Source organism: Myxosarcina sp. GI1 (assembly GCF_000756305.1).
GTDB lineage: Bacteria > Cyanobacteriota > Cyanobacteriia > Cyanobacteriales > Xenococcaceae > Myxosarcina.
This window is the reverse complement of sequence record NZ_JRFE01000026.1, coordinates 244030-263601: the sequence shown is the minus strand read 5'-3', so window position 1 is coordinate 263601 and position 19572 is coordinate 244030. Positions and strand designations below refer to the sequence as shown.

18 protein-coding genes and 1 tRNA gene are annotated in these 19572 nt (G+C 39.0%); 14 read left to right on the top strand and 5 right to left on the bottom strand.

The genetic code is table 11. The features are described from left to right. Positions 1-40 precede the first annotated feature (40 nt). Positions 41-889 (top strand): lipopolysaccharide assembly protein LapB, encoded by an 849-nt coding sequence (locus KV40_RS21470; protein ID WP_052055814.1) that lies wholly within the window; start codon positions 41-43, stop codon positions 887-889. A 199-nt stretch (positions 890-1088) separates the two neighbouring features. Here KV40_RS21470 and KV40_RS21465 read toward each other — a convergent pair whose 3' ends face one another. Further along, positions 1089-1361, bottom strand: a complete 273-nt coding sequence (locus KV40_RS21465; RefSeq protein WP_036485838.1) for a DUF3143 domain-containing protein — start codon at positions 1359-1361, stop codon at positions 1089-1091. A 49-nt stretch (positions 1362-1410) separates the two neighbouring features. Continuing rightward, positions 1411-1875: a J domain-containing protein gene (locus KV40_RS21460; RefSeq protein WP_036485835.1), complete on the bottom strand. Its 465-nt coding sequence runs from the start codon at positions 1873-1875 to the stop codon at positions 1411-1413. Between the two features lie 169 nt (positions 1876-2044). On the opposite strand from KV40_RS21460, the gene ligA reads away from it, so the two are divergent. Then, positions 2045-4069, top strand: a complete 2025-nt coding sequence (ligA, locus tag KV40_RS21455) for an NAD-dependent DNA ligase LigA (RefSeq protein ID WP_036485833.1) — start codon at positions 2045-2047, stop codon at positions 4067-4069. Between the two features lie 345 nt (positions 4070-4414). Here the strand turns inward: ligA and KV40_RS21450 are convergent, their stop codons facing one another. Continuing rightward, complete coding sequence (locus tag KV40_RS21450) at positions 4415-4999, bottom strand: nitroreductase (protein ID WP_036485831.1); 585 nt, start codon at positions 4997-4999, stop codon at positions 4415-4417. Positions 5000-5410: 411 nt separating this feature from the next. Here KV40_RS21450 and KV40_RS21445 point away from each other — a divergent pair, with 411 nt between their 5' ends. Both KV40_RS21445 and KV40_RS21440 read left to right on the top strand, forming a co-directional pair. Beyond that, positions 5411-6058 (top strand): response regulator transcription factor, encoded by a 648-nt coding sequence (locus KV40_RS21445; RefSeq protein ID WP_036485829.1) that lies wholly within the window; start codon positions 5411-5413, stop codon positions 6056-6058. Between the two features lie 194 nt (positions 6059-6252). Then, positions 6253-6325 (top strand) — tRNA-Thr (locus KV40_RS21440). A gap of 285 nt (positions 6326-6610) precedes the next feature. Here the strand turns inward: KV40_RS21440 and ruvA are convergent. Both ruvA and KV40_RS21430 read right to left on the bottom strand, forming a co-directional pair. Next, positions 6611-7249: a Holliday junction branch migration protein RuvA gene (ruvA, locus tag KV40_RS21435; protein ID WP_036485827.1), complete on the bottom strand. Its 639-nt coding sequence runs from the start codon at positions 7247-7249 to the stop codon at positions 6611-6613. Between the two features lie 36 nt (positions 7250-7285). After that, positions 7286-8032 carry a sucrose-phosphate phosphatase gene (locus KV40_RS21430; RefSeq protein WP_036485825.1) on the bottom strand — a complete coding sequence of 249 codons (747 nt, stop codon included), beginning with the start codon at positions 8030-8032 and terminating at the stop codon, positions 7286-7288. A 393-nt stretch (positions 8033-8425) separates the two neighbouring features. Here KV40_RS21430 and KV40_RS21425 point away from each other — a divergent pair, with 393 nt between their 5' ends. From KV40_RS21425 to KV40_RS21385, 10 genes are all read left to right on the top strand, one after another. After that, the gene (locus tag KV40_RS21425; RefSeq protein ID WP_036485823.1) at positions 8426-9067 is read left to right on the top strand and encodes a hypothetical protein; all 642 of its coding nucleotides are present in this window, start codon (positions 8426-8428) and stop codon (positions 9065-9067) included. A 110-nt stretch (positions 9068-9177) separates the two neighbouring features. Then, the gene (locus KV40_RS21420) at positions 9178-10041 is read left to right on the top strand and encodes a pentapeptide repeat-containing protein (RefSeq protein WP_036486043.1); all 864 of its coding nucleotides are present in this window, start codon (positions 9178-9180) and stop codon (positions 10039-10041) included. A 146-nt stretch (positions 10042-10187) separates the two neighbouring features. Next, complete coding sequence (locus KV40_RS21415; protein WP_052055813.1) at positions 10188-11699, top strand: ABC transporter substrate-binding protein; 1512 nt, start codon at positions 10188-10190, stop codon at positions 11697-11699. 357 nt (positions 11700-12056) lie between these two features. Further along, a complete protein-coding gene (gene dxs, locus KV40_RS21410; RefSeq protein ID WP_036485821.1) occupies positions 12057-13967 on the top strand; it encodes a 1-deoxy-D-xylulose-5-phosphate synthase in 1911 nt (636 codons plus the stop codon). A 383-nt stretch (positions 13968-14350) separates the two neighbouring features. Then, on the top strand, positions 14351-16168 hold the full coding sequence (locus KV40_RS21405; RefSeq protein WP_036485818.1) for a hypothetical protein: 1818 nt from the start codon (positions 14351-14353) through the stop codon (positions 16166-16168). Beyond that, positions 16165-16365: a hypothetical protein gene (locus KV40_RS21400; protein ID WP_036485817.1), complete on the top strand. Its 201-nt coding sequence runs from the start codon at positions 16165-16167 to the stop codon at positions 16363-16365. The genes KV40_RS21405 and KV40_RS21400 overlap by 4 nt, the downstream gene beginning before the upstream one ends. Before the next feature lie 301 nt (positions 16366-16666). After that, the gene (locus tag KV40_RS21395; protein ID WP_036485815.1) at positions 16667-16888 is read left to right on the top strand and encodes an AbrB/MazE/SpoVT family DNA-binding domain-containing protein; all 222 of its coding nucleotides are present in this window, start codon (positions 16667-16669) and stop codon (positions 16886-16888) included. Further along, entirely contained in the window at positions 16888-17277 is a 390-nt protein-coding gene (locus tag KV40_RS21390; protein ID WP_036485813.1) for a type II toxin-antitoxin system death-on-curing family toxin, read from the top strand. The genes KV40_RS21395 and KV40_RS21390 overlap by 1 nt, the downstream gene beginning before the upstream one ends. A 400-nt stretch (positions 17278-17677) precedes the next feature. Beyond that, on the top strand, positions 17678-18004 hold the full coding sequence (locus KV40_RS35110; protein WP_156114110.1) for a hypothetical protein: 327 nt from the start codon (positions 17678-17680) through the stop codon (positions 18002-18004). Between the two features lie 116 nt (positions 18005-18120). Then, a complete protein-coding gene (locus KV40_RS21385; protein WP_036485811.1) occupies positions 18121-19314 on the top strand; it encodes a Coenzyme F420 hydrogenase/dehydrogenase, beta subunit C-terminal domain in 1194 nt (397 codons plus the stop codon). Positions 19315-19572 lie beyond the last annotated feature (258 nt).

Here is a 19572-nt window from a genome sequence, read left to right as displayed (position 1 = left end):
ATTAGCGTGAATATTTAAACCTCTAACTATGGCTAAGACAATGTTTAAACCTCTAGAGTGTAGACCCGATAATTATCAAGGATGGTATCAGCAAGGCAATACTTTACGCGAACGAGGTTTTTATCAAGAAGCTTTAGTCAGTTACGATCGCGCTTTAGAATATCATCCTCATGACTATTGGGCATGGTATCGCAAAGGGGTAGTTTTAGAAAAGTTGGGTGATTATCAAGGAGCGGTAGACAATTATCATCGGGCAGCAACTATCAAACCTCATAACTATTGGGCGTGGTATCAGCAGGGATGTATTTATTTTCATGAATTAGGTGTTAGCGAAAAAGCAATTATCTGTTTTGAAAAAGCTTTAAATACTCATCCAAATGATTATTGGACAATTTATCGTTTGGGCGAAGCCTGGCGCGAACAGGCTAATTATGAAAAAGCGATTGCTTATTATCAGCAAGCATTAGAGTTACGTCCTGATGATTTCTGGAGTTACTATCGTCAGGCTGAAGCTTTTCATCAGTGGGGTAAATTAGTCTTGGCTTTGGATGAATACGACCGCGCTTTGACTATTAGACCTAATGATTTTTGGGCTTGGTATCGCAAAGGAACTATTCTAGAACAATCAAACCGTTTTTTCGATGCGATCGCCTGTTACGATCGTGCTTTGGCTACTACTTCTAATTCGGATCGGGTTTGTTATCGTTTGGCTTGTTGTTATCGAGAGTTAAAGAAAACTAATTGGGCGATTACTTATTTGGAACGGGCGATCGATTTATATCCTGAAAAATATTTAGAATTAGCTGTTGCTGAAGAATGGCGAGAGTATTTTCAGCACAATGGTTTTCAATCTTTAATTATGAATAAGAAACGTTTGTATAGTTTGTAAAATTGTTGTTTTCGTTAATAGCGGTATGTATTTGAGATTCGATCGCTCATGCTGCACTATAATTTTTTAATCTAATGGAGCTTATTTTGTAAGAAATTGAAAAATAGAACAAATAAGTCGAAAAAAACAACAAATGTTCGCTCAATATTTCGCTCGTACACTCAAACATTTCGGAATTATTTAAATTACCTCTCAATATTTACGGTCCAGAAAATACTGCATCTTCGATATCTTGACGACTGAGAGAATATTTAAACGAACGATTGATATCCTGCTCGCCCTCTCCTGCTTCGAGGTAACATACTACTAGTTCTTCAATATCCAGACAAATTTCGGCTTTCCAGGCTGGTTTTTCAATATACCAACAGTGAAGATTTTCCCGATCTTGCCGACATCCGCGATCGCTCAACCATTGTTCGATAGTCGGTAAAGAATGATTGTATAGAGGTGTATCAGATTGGGGTAATTCCATAATTCAAACATTTTGCCAGCTAGACAATTATACAAAGATCGAGCTGGTTTCAGCCAGGAAGCTCACCTCGCCAGTAAGCGATCGCTACTACTAACAACAGACACCCCACAAACGTAAAACCTAGAAGTACCAAAACAAAAACCTCACCAGCCGAAAGAGGGCGATCTGTAGGATCTAAATAGGCACTTTTGCCTACTGTTTCTGAAGTTGAATCCCAGTTTGGTTGAATTACATTGAAGCGTGAATAACCAATTTCTAAATCGTAAAGCGATCGCCTTTGAGGATTGCTTAAAGTAGCGTAAGCTTCATTGAGTTGCTGAAATTTAGCTTTGGCAACATCGAGGGGTAATTTAGTCGTGTCGGGATGATATTTTTTGCTTAACTGACGATAGCTACGGCGTATGGCGATGTTAGAAGCAGCAGGATGCAGTTCTAATAGACCATAATAAGTTTGGGCTAATTCAACCTTTGAAGATGCTATTGTAAATCTGGTGTTCGGCTGCCTCTGAGTCACCTTATTTGCATTGACGCTAGGTTAGTCGCTGGAGATTTGTTTTTTTGTATTCTAGTATGAATTGTTGGTTAATTATAGAGTTTTGTTTATATATTTAAACTAAAAACTTTAACTAAAAAGTATACAAGTACTTATATACTATAAAATAGTCCCTACAGGAAGAAATTTGGTGGCAGCAGTAACTTCAGAAATCGAGCAGAGAATCGCACAGCTAAGAGTAGAACTACAGCGAGCGGGTTATGCTTATTACGTCCTCGATCGCCCGATAATGCCAGATGAAGTTTACGATCGCCTGTATCGCCAGCTACAAGAATTAGAAACTCAATATCCCCAACTAATAACGCCCGACAGTCCTACTCAAAGAGTGGGAGACAAACCTGCATCTAAGTTTACTTCTGTAAAGCATCGGATTCCCCTCTACAGTTTGGAAAATGCTTTTAACTTAGAGGAGTTAGAGCGATGGCAGTCTAGATGGCAGAGGCAAGCCTCTAAAGTCAATGATTTTGCTTATGTTTGCGAATTAAAAATTGACGGTTCGGCATTGGCTTTAACTTATGAAAACGGTATTTTAGTTAAAGGTGCAACCAGAGGCGATGGTGTTAGAGGAGAAGATATCACTCAAAACGTGCGTACGATTAAAACTATTCCCTTAAAATTAAATTTAGATAACCCCCCTGCAACCGTAGAAGTAAGAGGTGAGGCATTTTTACCGTTAGATATATTTGAAGCAATCAACCAAGAAAGACAAGAGCGAGGAGAATCCTTATTCGCTAATCCCAGGAATGCTGCCTCTGGTACTTTGCGCCAGCTAGATTCTAAAATAGTTGCCGCTCGCCAACTAAACTTTTTTGCTTACACGCTGCATTTGCCCCAATCAGAGATTAGTTCTCAGTGGGAGTCGCTGGAATTTTTGCAGGAGATGGGTTTTTTAGTCAATCCCAATCGCAAGTTATGCCAGTCGGTAGAAGAAATAGCTGAATACTATCGACACTGGGATCTAGCCAGAAAAAATCTGGCATACATGACCGATGGCGTAGTGGTAAAACTCAATAGCTATCGGTTGCAGCAGCAGCTAGGATTTACCCAAAAATTTCCTCGCTGGGCGATCGCGCTTAAATATCCAGCAGAAGAATCTCCCACCGTAGTTAAAGATATCATCGTTAATGTCGGGAGAACGGGAGCGGTTACGCCAATGGCAATTATGCAACCCGTACAGTTAGCAGGTACGACCGTACAAAGAGCGACGTTACATAATAGCGATCGCGTTGCCGAATTAGATCTGCGTGTTGGCGACACGGTAATCGTTCACAAGGCAGGAGAAATCATTCCCGAAGTAGTGCGCGTTCTAATTGAGTTACGTCCTGCCAACACCCAACCCTATCAAATGCCCAGTCATTGTCCTGAATGTAACTCGCCTTTAGTTCGTCCTTCAGGTGAGGCGGTGACTCGCTGCGTCAATAGTTCCTGTCCCGCTATTTTAAGGGGTAGCATCATTCACTGGGCTTCTCGCGACGCGCTCGATATTCGCGGTTTGGGGGAAAAGATTGTTATCTTGCTAATCGAGCGGGGTTTGGTTAATTCTATTGTCGATCTTTACTCTTTAGAGGTCGAACAAATTGCCGATCTAGAGAGAATGGGAACTAAATCAGCAGCAAAATTAGTTGCAGCGATCGCCGCTTCCAAACAGCAACCTTATGCCAGAGTTTTATATGGTTTGGGTATTCGCTATGTCGGCAGCGTTAACGCTAAAATACTAGCGGAGAATTTTCCTACCATCGAACAGTTGTCCTCAGCATCTGTAGAGACTCTAGAAGCCGTTTATGGTATTGGAACGGAAATTGCGCGATCGCTTAAGGAATGGTTTGAAATTACTGCCAATCAAGCATTAATTAATAGTTTACAAAAGGTAGGACTGCAATTTCAAAATTTTTCGCCAACAGATAACGCTACTCAGTCTACATCCCTGACTGGAAAAACCTTCGTAGTTACTGGCACTTTACCCACTCTCAAACGCAACGAAGCTAAAAATTTAATCGAGCAAGCTGGGGGCAAAGTTACGAGTGCGGTAAGCAGCAAAACCGACTATGTAGTAGTTGGCGAAGATGCAGGTTCTAAACTAGCCAAAGCCCAACAACTTGGAATTACCCAACTTACCGAAGCACAGCTTTTAAAGTTAATCCAGGGAAAGAGTTGATACCAAATCAACTATTATCTCGTTAAATAATCTAATCTTGTTAAATGTTCCTTGGAAATTAAAACCTTTTACCCGACATTCCGCACATAAATTTTGTTTCTCAATAATTAATTGGCTAAAAATCATCTATAAATACTTGTTATACAGTTATTTCAGACAATTAATTACTAGAAGCGCGATCGCCTTTCTTGCTGAGTTTAATTTGTGAAGTGCGATTGCCTTTGGCACTGGCGAAGCCAATCGCTGCATACGAGCTAAAATCAAGTAAATTCAATTAATTATTTCTTTGAGCTAATTACCTGCGGAATGTCGGTTTTACCTTTTACCTTTTGACTTTTGACTTTTTTACTCAATCCACTCCACCTTATCTTTAATTGGGCTGCGATCGCTCTTAGTAGCAGGATTATCGCTATAGCCAAGATATAAATATCCCAAACAACGATCTTTAGGATTTAAACCCAAAAACTGTTTTAGTTCGTCTGTGTAGGTCACTCCTCCCGAACCCCAAAAACTACAGATTCCATAGGCTGCTGCTGTTAATGCCATATTTTGCACGCTACAGGCGACTGCTTCTATTTCTTCTATTTCTGGTATTTTTTCGGATTTCTGACGCTGCATACAAATAATTATTACATGAGAAGACTTAAGTAAATTTGTCTTCATTCTTTCGTATTTTTCAGGCTGAAATTTTTCTGCTGGAGTAGTTTGTTTGTAAAGATCTGCTTGAAATTTAGCTAACTTTTCTAAACCAAGGTCGCTAAAAACTTTAAATCGCCAAGGTTGTGTTAAACCGTGATTGGGTGCCCAATTAGCATTTTCTAAAATTTGCCAAACTAACTCGGGTTTTATTTTTGTTCCATTAAAAAAACGAGGTTTGGTCGAACGTCGCGATTTTATCAATTGATTGAATTGACCAATAAAATTATCCATCAAAGTGAGACGAAGACTACCTAATTAATATTATCTATTTTTTTTATACCGTAATTATACTGAAAAAATGTGTCTTTAAAATAACACGATTGCCACCCGCTCCGTTTATTACTAATGTTTAAATCTAAATTAGGTTATTGAAAGTTTATAAGCTAGATTAAAAATAATTTTCCATTGGAGATAAACACTCTTAAAAAAGAGTGTCAAAAATAGACATTGAGGTTAAATTATTTATAGATTATGTGATTTTACAGTTTTTTGACCTTTTATCACGTTGCTACTGTTCGGTTAAATGAATATTTGCCCCTAACCAGATCGACTTACGTTTGATTCTGTACCTAAATAAATTTAGGGATACATCAACCGAATACTTTAACCAGCATCCAAGTTTAGACTTTCAATGTATTACTTATGAAAGAAAATTTATCCAAAGATAATAAAAAACTGCTACTTATTGATGATGACCCTAATTTGATTTTACTTGTAAAAGATTATCTAGAATTTAGAGGTTACAATGTGGCAACTGCTGAAAATGGTCGCGAAGCATTAGAAGTTCTCGATCGCCATATTCCCGATTTAATTATCTGTGATGTGATGATGCCAGAAATGGATGGTTATGCTTTAGTCAAGCATATTAGGGAAGAACCAACAACTAACAAAATTCCCGTTCTATTTCTTTCAGCCAAGGGTCAAAGTCAAGATAAAGTTAAAGGTTTGAATGAAGGTGCTGATGTTTACATGGTCAAACCCTTTGAGCCAGAAGAATTAGTAGCTCAGGTAGAATCTTCTCTCAATCAAATCAAGCGTTGGGAACAGGGAAGACCTAGAAGTTTGGACGGCGCGCCTTCAATTAAAGTTCCTCATAATGTCGAGTTAACTCCAACTGAAATAAAAGTAGTTCAGTTGGTAGCTAAAGGGATGGCTAATCGAGAAATTGCCGAGAAGCTGAATGTCAGCCAGCGCACCATAGAAAGCCATGTCTCTAATATGCTAAATAAAACTAGCCTCAATAATCGTACTGAGTTAGCGCGCTGGTCGATTGAAAGCAGTATGGCGTAGAAGGTAAAAGAGTGACGGTAGTTGCCTTATTAACGGCAAGTTAATAGGGCGATCGCGTAATTCTGATGCCTTTCAGGCTTATCGCGCTCGGCGCGCTGCCTGAGTCCCAAGGATTTGCTTTCGCAAACGCAATCGGCAATCGTGAAAAAAAATAATGATGGTAAAGATAAAATCTGTTATTATAAATACCTGATGCTGGCGTAGCTCAGTTGGTAGAGCAGCTGATTTGTAATCAGCCGGTCGCAGGTTCGAGTCCTGTTGCCAGCTTTGATAAAATAAGCGATACAACGGCTTTATAGCCTATTATAAGACCTCGAAAAACCCTCAAAAACATCCAGAAACCTGTAAAATTTAGATTGAATTAGATCGGACTAGGATCGATGGCTGAAGGGCAAATACAGCGACTGCTGGCACAGGCGAACGCTCGCTTGAGGCAGTCGCTTAGTGTAGTGGTCGTTTTTAGAAGAGGTCAAAAGCTATCTCTAAGAAGAGTGTTGCCGTCAAAACCAGCAAAAGGCGTATATTTATTCAAATTTCGCGCCTCAGATTATTTCACTCTCCCAGCCAAGCGATTGCACTTCTAATCCATTCTTCCACGTTAGGATTTTTAAGGAGTAGATCGTTTTGACTTATAGCATTAATCGCACTTTCGATTTCTTCGTTGCTATATCCCAAAGCTAGTAAAGTCATTTCCAAATCTTCGAGGATTTCTGGCTTGGGAAGAGAAGAAGATGCGGGTTGGTCGATGGCTACCCCAGCTAATTTACGCCATTGAGATAGTTTGGTTTTAAGTTCTAGAGCGATGCGTTCGGCAGTTTTGTTTCCGACACCAGGAATTTTAGTCAATGTAGAGATATTCCCCGATACAATTGCCCCTACCAAATCCGAAATTCCTAAAGTATCGATTGCCGCAATTCCCAACTGCATTCCAATACCGCTAACTCCTACTAACTGACGAAATAAATCTCTTTCGGCAGCAGTGGCGAAACCATAGAGAATTTGTTTGTCTTCTTGTATTTGCAAATAGGTAAAAATTTGTACGGTGGCAGAATTTTCAGTCGATAGCTGCTGTACCAAACGAGAGGGAACTTGAATTTCGTAGCCGATGTCGTTAACTTCTAAGATTAAAATGTGGCGATTGTTAATAGTTTTAACAATTTCAGTATTTATGCCTTTAAGATAGCTAATCATTAATAGAGTTAAGAGCTACAGAATTTTATTCAAATTCTAAACAAAATTAAAATACTTTAAACCTTCTAAAATTCCTCCAGCACAAGCCGCCTTGGCAAAATAGAGCGATTCGTGTTTATTTTCTCGATACCATTGACTCAATTCAGGTTTGGCATTGCCAACAATAATTCCTTTTTCTTCCCCTATAAACAAAGCAACATCGTTACCAGAATCACCACAGGTAACGGTGTCACAAGCAGCTATATTCCATCTATCGCGTAAAAACTGTACTGCCAAACCTTTGTCTCCATTAGGTGGGAGCAGGTCAAGATCTTGACCGCCGCTATATATTAATTTTACCTGATAACCGCGATCGTAAAGGGCGGTTCTCAATTTATTAATTACTTTTTCAGATACCGATTGTGCTAAATAATAACTAATTTTAAAGGGATTTTGTTCGGAATCGGGCTGAAACTGTAGATCTTCAAACTTACTAGCAATAGATACTATTTCCTCACGATTCCATCCCTGAGACAAAATCTTTTCCCACTCAGGATCGCAAACTTCTTTATTAGAATCAAAATACATTTCTGTCCCCACAGAAGTTATTAAAGCATCTGGAGACAACAACAACTTTGCCTTTGCTAACAGTCGATAGAGATATAAAGAACGTCCAGTTGCATAAACTATTTTGGTACCATACTCCTGACGATGTTTGGCTAAATGTTGATTGAGAGTTTTTAAAGCTGGATCGTCTCCAACCAAAGTATTGTCTAAGTCGGTTACAAATAAAAAAGGCTTCATATCTGCATATTGAATTATAGTTAGATGTTTTAAACCATAGTTAACAGCGGCGATCGAACGCTCGTACCAATAAAACTCAATCTAGCTCGTTCTAGTTCAAAGGTTTAAAAAAGATCGATCTTCTTGGCATTTTAGTCGGTAAACTCAAACATCAAGCATAAAATATAACCTCCTTTTTAGTTATTTGCTACCAAACGCTTTTTAGCCCTGTCAAATTTTAGTTTAGCCTCTCAATTAACAAACTAGTCTTTACAATTGCCGACAGAAACTGGTTAGCTGGAGAATGGTTAGAAAGATACTGCTACGTCACCAAGACGCAACAGAGCTTTTTCTAACTTCGTCAAAAATTACTTTGATAGTCTAAATCCTAATTTTGATAAGGGGATTAACGCTTTGGGTGTAGAACTTCGCAGTTATGTTTATTTAGATAGATTACAACTTCAGCACGCAGCCTATATTGGTACTGTGGCATTAGGGTTTTTGCCGCTGCCAGGGGATGCTTCTTTATGGATTGAAATTTCTCCTGGAATTGAAATCAATCGTATTACCGACGTAGCTTTGAAAGCTGCTGTAGTAAGACCTGGCGTTCAATTTGTCGAGCGTCTATATGGATTGCTAGAAATTCATGCGAGCAAACAAGGAGAGGTTAAGGCAGCAGGTAGAGCAATTTTACAAGCTTTGGAAGTAAGTCAAAAAGACTGTCTCAAGCCCAGGGTAGTTTCTAGCCAAATTATCCGCAATATCGATCCCTATCAAGCTCAGTTAGTCAATCGCAATAGTCAGGGACAAATGTTACTAGCAGGACAAACTCTATATGTTCTAGAAGTTCAACCCGCCGCTTATGCTGCTTTAGCAGCGAATGAAGCCGAAAAAGCAGCACTGATTAATATTCTTAAAGTCACCGCTGTAGGTAGTTTTGGGCGATTGTATTTAGGAGGAGAAGAACGAGATATCATCGCTGGTTCGCAGGCAGCCCTTACAGCAGTTGAAAGTATTGCTGGTAGAGATACTTTTAAAGACAAAAAATCTGAATAGCTCGTCTTAATTAAAAGTAAATTACGAACCAACCAGATCGAGAGATAATAGAGTTCGGGAACGTTTAAATAGCAATAAGATCGGTCGATCGCGGTGCAGAGGTGATAAAGTTGGCAAATGTAGAACATCTAACTAGATTAAAACGGGGTGCTAAAAGCTGGTTTAAATGGATTGACGCTGGCGATCGCCTCGAACCCGATTTAATTGATGCTAATCTTAAAGGCGTTAGTTTACAGGAAGTGTATCTAGCTAGAGCTAATTTGACCAGAGCTAATTTACGGGCGGCAGGATTAAATGATGCCAATTTAAGTAGTGCCAATCTACAAGCCGCAGAATTGAGAAATGCTAGCCTTAGCAAAGCCAACTTAAGCAACAGCAATTTACGTTTTGCCAATCTAGCCGATGCCGATCTCAGCCTGGCTAATTTGATTGGTGCAGATTTACGAGAAGCTAGCTGTCAGAGAATTAATTTTACTAGTGCTAATCTCATCGGCACCTCAATGAGAAAAGCTAACCTCGAAGAAGCTAATTTTATGACAGCCAAACTCGATCGCACCAATCTCAGTGAAGCCCATTTAACCAAAGCTAATTTTATGGAAGCTAGCTTGGAAGCAGCTAATTTATATCAAGCAGAACTGCAAGAAACTTATTTTTATAAAGCCAATTTACAGAGCATAAAAGCGATTTCCGCTCATTTTTGTCGTGCTTATCTATTCGCTGTCGATCTAACTACCGCCACTGCCAGCGATAGTGATTTTCGTTGGACAAACTGTAGCTACTCTAGTTTTAATAATGCCAATCTAAGCCATGCAGATTTTAGCGGTGCTATTTTAACCAAAACCGATTTTCGCGGTGCTAATTTAGCAGGAGTCAATTTTAGAGGAGCTAATTTATTTAACGCCGATTTGCGCGATACAAATTTAACAAAAGCAAATGTTAGAGAAGCGGTGTTAGATGGGGCAATAGTTGAATAACTGGAGCTTGTGGTTCGATCTAGCAGCTAATTTAAATAAATTCACTGTTGACACAGAAAGTATAATTTTGGTAAAAGTTTGTTTCAACCGCTCGATCTGGTCTGTAAAATTATTTTAGTCTTATTACTTAAATTAAACTAACGGCTGTGAAAGATCTTTTTCCCAAAAAGCAAGTACCATTGAACAGCAATCGCTCTCCGTACAAAAGTAAAACTACTTTTGAACTTAGAATAATCATTATTTTAGGTATTTTGGCAATGACCTTAGTTGCTATTTGGTCTGCTAATCGACACCAGAAAGCCCAAACAGCAACTAACAGACAGTCTTCAATTTCTTTGGAACGCCCCCGCTTTTTTTCGCGGAACAAGCCAGAGAATTTAGCATTAGACCAAAGACTCAGTCTGGGAGAACGAATTTTAGTTAAAGCCGACAATAACCCTGCCAAGCAGTCAGCAGTAGCAAAATACGCTTCAGGAATGTTTTATGATGCTCAAAGACAGTTTCGCGATTCTCTGACTGTGTTTCCTAACGATCCCGAAGCTTTAATCTATTTAAACAATTCTTACGCAGCAGCAGAACCCAATACAGTTACTATAGGCGTTAGCGTTCCTATTGGAGGCAGCCTAGACGTATCTCAAGAAATATTGCGCGGAGTAGCTCAGGCTCAAAACGAAATAAATCAAGAAGGAGGAGTAAATCTTAATGGCAAACGGAGTTTGGTACAAATTCAAGTAGCCAATGACGATAATTATCCCGAAACCGCCAGAGAAATTGCTACCAATTTTATTAACAATCCGCAAATTATAGGAGTAATCGGACACAATTCCAGCGACTCTTCGATTGCTGCCGCTCCCATATATGAAAAAGCTGGATTAGTCATGGTTTCACCTACCAGCGTTGCTAGAGAAATATCTCATGCTGGAGACTATATATTTAGAACTACTCCTAGCAGTAGAGCTTTAGCCAGCACTTTAGCCGAATATGCAGCTAATACGATTCACCGCAAAAAAGTTGCTATTTGTAATGATTCTGCTTCTCCAGCCAGTACATCTTTTCAAGAGGAGTTTTCCCTAACTTTGTTTGAGTTGGGGGGAGAAATTGTCGCCTCAAATTGTGATTTCGCCAGCGGTGGGTTTAATCCCGATGCAGCTATTTCTGAGGCAATTGCCAATGGAGCAGAGACATTATTAGTCATTCCTTCAGTAAACAATATCAATCAGGCTTTAGAAGTAGCGAGAGCCAATCGCAATCGATTGCCCATACTCGGCAATCATTCGATGTACACTTATGAAACTTTAAATGTAGGGCAAGATGATATTAACGGCTTGGTGTTGCCCGTAGCTTGGCATCCAGCAGTAACTAAGGGATCTGATTTTAATCAGGGAGCTATAAAATTGTGGGGAATGGAAGGCAGTTGGCGTACGGCTATGGCTTATGATGCAGCTAAAGCAATTTTTGCTGGTCTGGATCTAGCCGAAAATCGCCAGCAACTGCGCCAAGTATTATCCAATCCTGGGTTTAATTCCCAAGGGGCAACGGGTAAAGTTGAATTTTTACCTTCTGGCGATCGCAAGATGGAGGCAACTTTAGTTAAGGTACAATCTGGCTCGGCTTCGGGTACGGGTTATGACTTCGTGCCTATAAGTTCGGGAAACTAAATTGGGGTTAGTTAGCAGCAGGAGAAGCAGAAAATTTAGGGACTTGGGAATTTCACTCGCATGCTAGTCGAGAGCCTCGCCGCAGCCTCTGGAGAGGCTCGCCTTCGCGAAGCGCGTTCTTCGGCTCGGTGTAGCCGACCGAGAGATATTCAAGTCTCCTATTGTCTTTGTCTCCCAGTCATTTCTGCCTTCTGTCTTTTCTAGCCAACTACTTTTTTTTCGACTCTAGATGAAAAAACGCAGCATAATTTTTGCCTAGCATTGAGAAAAGTATCTTATTACAGTGTCTCAGACCGTAAAAATAGGATAATTTATTTAGTATAAAAAAAAGATTTTGTTATTAGAGAAAACCACAGTATGCACTTAAGTGAAATAACTCATCCCAATCAGCTACATGGCTTATCAATTCGGCAACTAGAAAATATCGCCCGTCAAATAAGAGAAAAACATTTACAAACAGTTGCTACTAGTGGTGGTCATCTCGGACCTGGTTTGGGAGTAGTAGAATTGACTATTGCTCTCTATCAGACACTAGATTTAAACCAAGACAAAGTAGTCTGGGATGTAGGACATCAGGCATATCCTCACAAACTGCTCACAGGAAGATATCATCGCTTTAGTACTCTACGTCAGAAAGACGGTATTGCTGGCTATCTCAAGCGTTGTGAGAACAAATTTGATTGTTTTGGAGCGGGACACGCTTCTACTAGCATTTCAGCCGCTTTAGGTATGGCTTTAGCTAGAGATGCCAAAGGAGATGACTTTAAATGCGTGGCGGTTATTGGCGATGGTGCTTTGACTGGCGGTATGGCACTAGAAGCAATAAATCATGCAGGACATCTGCCCAACACCAATCTGATGGTAGTTTTGAATGATAATGAAATGTCGATTTCGCCTAATGTAGGAGCAATTTCTCGTTATTTAAATAAAGTTCGTCTATCAGACCCAATTCAGTTTATTTCCGATAATTTAGAAGAACAATTCAAACAACTACCTTTCTTCGGTGAATCTTTAACCCCCGAAATGGCAAGAGTAAAAGAGGGAATGAAGCGTTTAGCGGTTCCCAAAGTAGGAGCGGTAATTGAAGAATTGGGCTTTAAGTATTTTGGTCCAATTGACGGACACAACCTATCAGAATTAATATCTACTTTTAAACAAGCACATAAAGTAGCTGGTCCCGTACTGGTTCACGTAGCTACTACTAAAGGTAAAGGTTATGAAATTGCCGAACGCGATCGCGTTGGTTATCATGCTCAAAACCCGTTTAATTTGGCTACTGGTAAGAGCGTTCCTGCTGCCAAACCCAAACCACCTAAATATGCTAAAGTTTTTGCTCATACCCTCACTACCCTGGCAGAAAATGACCCCAAAATTATCGGTATTACCGCAGCGATGGCAACGGGAACGGGGTTAGACAAATTACAGAAAAAACTTCCCAAACAGTATGTCGATGTCGGTATTGCCGAACAACATGCCGTAACCCTGGCTGCTGGTTTGGCTTGCGAAGGGATGAAGCCCGTAGCGGCAATTTATTCTACTTTCTTACAGCGGGCATACGATCAGATTATTCACGATATCTGCATTCAAAAGCTACCAGTGTTTTTCTGTTTAGATCGGGCTGGTATTGTTGGTGCAGACGGTCCTACCCATCAGGGAATGTACGATATAGCTTATTTACGCTGCATTCCCAATATCGTCGTGATGGCACCCAAAGACGAAGCCGAACTACAGCGCATGACAGTGACGGGAATAAACTATACTGAAAGTGCGATCGCCATGCGCTATCCTCGCGGTAGCGGTGTTGGCGTACCTTTAATGGAAGAAGGTTGGGAACCAATCGAGATTGGTAAAGGTGAAATTCTCCGCAACGGTGACGATATTTTATTAGTCGGCTATGGCGCGATGGTGCATCCGACTATGCAAGTAGCAGAAATTCTCAACGAACACGGTGTCGAAGCAACGGTAATTAATGCTCGTTTTGTTAAGCCATTAGATACCGAGTTGATTTTACCTCTAGCCCAACGTATTGGTAAGGTAGCAACTTTTGAAGAAGGCTGTTTGATGGGCGGTTTTGGTTCGGCAGTAGTTGAAGCCTTACAAGACAATGATGTATTAGTTCCCGTCAAGCGTTTTGGCGTACCTGATAAGCTAGTCGATCACGCTACTCCAGATCAGTCTAAAGCCGATCTGGGCTTGAGCAGTCCACAAATGGCAGAAAACATTCTTAAAGCTTTTTTTGGTAGCAAAGAACCTTCTGTTGTCGGTTAATCATTTTTAGAGCTAAATATAACAATTTTTTGTAGGGTGGGCAAAGCCCACCTATTTTTTTAACGAAAGTAGCTTAAACTCCTTTACCCTTTACCCTTTTACCACCTGTTAATAGCATATCTAAACAGGATTTAGTATAAGATGTCCAATAATTATCATAAACATTAATTTAATATCTATTTGTTCGGTAATGCGATTGCCTAAAAATTTAATTTATTAGAAAATGCTTTTCAGCAACGCAAAGTTCTTTGCTTTGTTCGATCTGGCAATCCCTATTTTGGTTTGTGTAAACTTATTTTTTGTCAACCGCTTAATTTATTCTTGATTTTTTAATCAACTAATTTCTATAATTCTGAGCAGATTGTTGATGAAGCAAAAGGATAATGGCGATCGCAAAAGGGCAAGATTTTTTCGCTCCCAATCCTCAAGATATAGATAAAGGAAACTATCTGGTTTTTGAAACAGATCGTCAGGCTGAAATATTGGATTGGTTGGGGTGCAAAAATGTACCAACGGTAGAAAAAGATCGATTTATTCATAGCCTAATTAACTTCAATGATAATTGCAGTGGCTTTTTTGAATTTAGGGCTTATTTCCTAGCAGCTAAATATCTAGCAGCATTTCCCAATAGCAGTTTTGCAGATGAAATAGCCGAACAGCTACTTGATTGGAGTCAGGGCAACTTCTGGTGTAGCAAGAGTAAGATAGACTTTAATCAAACCATAGCTAAGGAAGCAGATAAAGCTCTTAAAATAACCGATTGTAGACAAGCAATTTCTGCTTACGAACAAACAATCCAAAATACACAACAAGACGAGCTGCTCATTTCTACAGCACAAAAATTACTTGAATTAGCTCCCAAAAACCAGATTGCGATCGCAACTATAAAAGATAGATTAGCAAACAGCGATAGTAATAGCGAACTTTCATATTTAGTTAGTCTATGTAGTAAATATAAAATAATTACCAGTATTGCGATCGAGACATCAATCAAACTTTTAAAGCAAATAAAACCAAACGATCTGCCAGAAGCTGATGCTTGGGTAGGAAATACGTTTTATTATTTAAACGAAATAGCTGTAAATAATGAAAATACAATTGATGCTTTAATTGTCTTTTTGAAAAGAATGGCGCGTTCTAATGGCTACAGCTTTCTAATTGAATTAGCCCTTCAAACACTTAGTATAATTGCTCAAAGAAACGGTAATGCGATCGAATTTCTCGAAAGTTTTATCGAGGAATATGCTTTTACTGATTTTAACCATTTATCTGCTAGAGCTTTATGGACAATAGATCCAGACAATTTCAAAGCAGTATATACTGCTCTGAAATTTTTGGATAATGAAAATCGGCCACTTGCCGCACAGGAAGTTGCATACTGTTTGTTGGAAGATAATCAAACTTATATAAACCTGTCTGACAAATCTTTAAATAAAGTAGTTTCTTACCTAATAGATCTAATTTATCAAGATTACCAATTTCAGCAGAAGCATAGAGAACGTGCTGAATTAGTCAGTATGAATGGCTGCTATATAAATATTTTAGGCAAAATAGCGCAAACCAATAAAACTGCATTGGAAGGACTATGTTTTTTATTAGAAAAAGTTCGAGATGAGCATTCAAAAATGTTTATCTATCTCGCTTTACCTAAAGCAGCGAGAAGCAGCAAAGCTTTGAATATTATTTATAGTCTTTTAGAATCTATCAAAGATGATTGGCAACAATACAACATAGCTAGAAAGATTTTGGTTCGAGACCCAAACAATAAAGTTGCTTTGGATATTTATCACAGATTATTAAACATTTTAGATGATAAGCATTCTCGCTTAGAAATAGCTAAAAAGTTAGCTTTGTCAGATTCGAGTAATAAGGTCGCAATTAATACTCTCAGTGAATTAATTTATATACCAAGTTTACACAATTGTTTGAACGAGCAGGAACTAGCTTTGCCTGTATTAGAACCAATCGATCCAAGCAACAGGTTAGCTATTAAAGCTTTAGAAGAATTTGCTAAAAAAACTAAAGATCGAGATGCGCTAATTTATATTATCAAGCACCTAAAAAGACTCGATCCAGGAAATGATGTGGCGCAAAAAAGGCTCAATAGGATAATTGCTGCGGTAATCAATTCGATGCAAACTCACGATCGCAATAACGATACTTGTCTAATGAATGTTGCTATCTATTGGCGAGAATTATGAGTAGCCAAATGCTTCCTGATATTATTCAAGCTCTTAAGCCTTATTTAAAAGAACATAGTTCACCTGGCTACGATAATCATCATATTGCCTGTGGAATTATTTGGGATTGCGCCAAGAAGATGAGCTATCTTGATTTTTATCGAGCTTGGCATACACAAACTAGCAATCTATCAGTTGAATCACGGCGATCGCCATAGAATTAAAAATAGACTCAAGAAATACTTTGGTGCGTTCGCCGAATGTAATGTATAGATTGATATTGTAATTGATAGTAATGCGATCGCTATTTTACTGCTACTGACTTTGATTCAATCCACAACCCAAACAGGCGCAATCATTCGGCTAATTTTCTTGGCACGTCACGATACTTCGCGCATAATTGCTTCTGCTATTTCCATTTGACTAGCAAATTCTTCATCATAAGGACTTAATTCAATATAAAAAGAATGAGATCGAACCAACCCAGTTATAATATTTGTATTACTCAAGCCGAAAACTATGTATAAAATCAAAATTCGCAAAGTTGGTAATTCTCTTGGTGCAACAATACCTAAAGAAGTATTAGAGAAATTACGAGTTAGTGAAGGGGATACAGTATTTGTTACTGAAACACCTGATGGGGTTAAACTTTCTGCTTACGATCCTGAGTTTGAAAAAGCTATGGCTATTTACAAACAGGGCAGCCATAAATATAGAAACGCAATGAAAGAATTGGCTTGATGAAAGAACCGATTTGGGTTTCAGAAAAGATAGTTTTAGCTATTCATGAGGATCAGTTGGCGCAACATGGCGGAAGCGCAGGTATTAGAGATGAAAATTTACTAGGTGCGAGTTTAGCTAGACCAAAACATCTTTTTGCTTATGGTAAGCCAAAGATTTTTGACTTAGCAGCAGCTTATGGTTATGGTTTAGCAAATAATCATCCTTTTATAGACGGGAATAAGAGAACTGCTTTTATGGTTATGTATACCTTTCTGGGTTCAAATGGCTATTGGCTGGAGGTAGAAGAAATGGAAGTAGTGGTCAAAATGGAAGGCTTAACCATGAATCAGGAAACTCAGAAATCTATAGCTTTGTGGTTAGAAAAACACTCTACCTCTGGTAATTAAAGATCGCCCCTTTTAACTACGACCAAATTAAAACCAATCTAGCTAATTTTGATTTTAAAACTTTAAATAGATCTGTAATTCAAACTTTAAAAGATGTTCTTGTTGAAGAAATGAGCGCTCGCATAGGAAAATTGAGTTACGAAGCTCTAACCAATTCGATCGAAGCAATACCCGATCCGATCTTAAATCAAATTCAAGGCGTTCGAGATTATGTCACTCAATAAATTGATACTACGAAGCAAACAGCTTTAGATAAGGTTGAAGCCCTTAAACAACAAACGATTAAACAAGCAGAAGAAACCCAAAAGGCGATCGCAGTTGCTACTTATTGGTTATTTGCAATTACTTTTACCTCGATTGTTAGTTCGGTTGTTGCAGGAGTTTTGGCAACTAAAATTTCTTGGTAGTCCTTACAGATAGGACAGAGCAAGCAGCGATCGCCCAATGTTTCCACAAAGTTCGCTACACTTATCTTCATATAGTCGAGCAATATCGAAAAAAAACTTATAACGGTAAAACAAGAACAGTTAAGAGTAAAAAGCCTGATTTCGGCAGTAAAACCCAGAATACCTTTTATATCGAAAGATTTAATTTAACCTTGAGGCAAAAAATCTCTTATTTACAAGATCCTGTCTTGGATGAATTACAGAATAGAACAGGCTTATTTGTGAATGTTACAGAAAGAGCAACAGGAAATGGCGGAGATATTTTTATCAAAACTAGCTAATTTTGTACCCATCGAACTCACGTCGTTTCATTACAAAACTTTGCAATCAATGGTTTTGAAGCTGGTTCTTGGCGTAACCTGACAAATACTGCCTATTTAAATTAATAAATTTTTTTATAATGACCGTTACTCCTCATAGAAAAGCGAAAGCCTTAAAACCTGGAAGCCGTCGCCCTGCTAAAGAACTTTGCAGCGAATGCGGACTCTGCGATACCTATTACATTCACTATGTTAAAGAAGCTTGTGCCTTTATCAATCAACAAATAGCCGAGTTAGAGACTCAGGCACACGGGCGCAGTCGCAATTTAGATAATGAAGATGATTGGTATTTTGGTGTCAGTCAAGAAATGATAGCGGCGCGGAAACAGCAGCCAATTGAAGGGGCGCAATGGACGGGAATTGTCAGCACCATTGCCTGTGAAATGCTCAATCGCAATTTAGTAGAAGGAGTGGTTTGCGTTCAAAACACCAAAGAAGACCGCTTTCAACCAATGCCCATTATCGCTACGACTCCCGAAGAAGTACTGGCAGCAAAGGTAAATAAACCGACTCTTTCTCCTAATCTGTCGGTATTAGAGCAAATCGAACAGTCGGGGATGAAACGGCTTTTGGTTATTGGCGTTGGCTGTCAAATTCAAGCATTACGAGCGGTAGAAAAAGAATTAGGTTTGGAAAAGCTTTATGTTTTGGGTACACCATGCGTCGATAACGTCTCTCGCGAAGGACTACAAAAGTTTTTAGAAACTACCAGTAAGTCCCCTGACACGGTAGTGCATTATGAGTTTATGCAGGACTTTCGCATTCATTTCAAACATCAGGATGGTTCGATTGAAAAAGTACCTTTTTTTGGTTTAAAAACTAACCAGTTAAAAGATGTTTTTGCACCTTCGTGTATGAGTTGTTTTGATTATGTCAATTCTCTCGCCGACTTGGTTGTCGGTTACATGGGTGCGCCCTTTGGTTGGCAGTGGATCGTAGTTCGTAACGATACGGGTGCCGAAATGCTGGATTTAGTGAGAGAACAGCTAGATACTCAGCCAGTAATGTCTAAAGGCGATCGTAAACAGGCAGTACAGCAGAGTATTCCCGCTTATGACAAAGGGGTAACTCTACCGATGTGGGCAGCAAAGATAATGGGAGTAGTCATCGAACGCATTGGACCAAAAGGTTTGGAATACGCTCGTTTTTCGATTGATTCTCACTTTACCCGTAACTATCTCTATCTCCAGCGCAATCATCCCGAAAAGTTAGATAGTCATGTACCGCAGTACGCCAAAAATATTGTCGGGCAGTACGAGTTACCAGAATGAGAAAAATAGAAAGTAAAAAGTAAAAAGTAAGAAGTAAAAAGTAGAAAGTAGGAAGTAGGAAGTAAAATAATAGGTTAGGCGATAATAAAAAAGGCTAATCGTTATCCAAATTTTTTATTTTTAATGAAGAAATATTGGGTCGAATATACCGATAAATGGACAAAAAGCCCAATGTCGTACTGGGTTCATCGAGAAGTAGACGATAATCCCTGGTATCAAGCTAAAGAATTCGATCCATCTTTGCTAAACTTATCACTG

Excerpts from the sequence above, each read along its gene's own strand:
- KV40_RS21470 (WP_052055814.1), top strand. The coding sequence starts at position 41 with ATGTTTAAACCTCTAGAGTGTAGACCCGATAATTATCAAGGATGGTAT.
- KV40_RS21465 (WP_036485838.1), bottom strand. The coding sequence starts at position 1,361 with ATGGAATTACCCCAATCTGATACACCTCTATACAATCATTCTTTACCG.
- KV40_RS21450 (WP_036485831.1), bottom strand. The coding sequence starts at position 4,999 with ATGGATAATTTTATTGGTCAATTCAATCAATTGATAAAATCGCGACGT.
- KV40_RS21445 (WP_036485829.1), top strand. The coding sequence starts at position 5,411 with ATGAAAGAAAATTTATCCAAAGATAATAAAAAACTGCTACTTATTGAT.
- ruvA (WP_036485827.1), bottom strand. The coding sequence starts at position 7,249 with ATGATTAGCTATCTTAAAGGCATAAATACTGAAATTGTTAAAACTATT.
- KV40_RS21430 (WP_036485825.1), bottom strand. The coding sequence starts at position 8,032 with ATGAAGCCTTTTTTATTTGTAACCGACTTAGACAATACTTTGGTTGGA.
- dxs (WP_036485821.1), top strand. The coding sequence starts at position 12,057 with ATGCACTTAAGTGAAATAACTCATCCCAATCAGCTACATGGCTTATCA.
- KV40_RS21405 (WP_036485818.1), top strand. The coding sequence starts at position 14,351 with ATGGCGATCGCAAAAGGGCAAGATTTTTTCGCTCCCAATCCTCAAGAT.
- KV40_RS21400 (WP_036485817.1), top strand. The coding sequence starts at position 16,165 with ATGAGTAGCCAAATGCTTCCTGATATTATTCAAGCTCTTAAGCCTTAT.
- KV40_RS21395 (WP_036485815.1), top strand. The coding sequence starts at position 16,667 with ATGTATAAAATCAAAATTCGCAAAGTTGGTAATTCTCTTGGTGCAACA.
- KV40_RS21390 (WP_036485813.1), top strand. The coding sequence starts at position 16,888 with ATGAAAGAACCGATTTGGGTTTCAGAAAAGATAGTTTTAGCTATTCAT.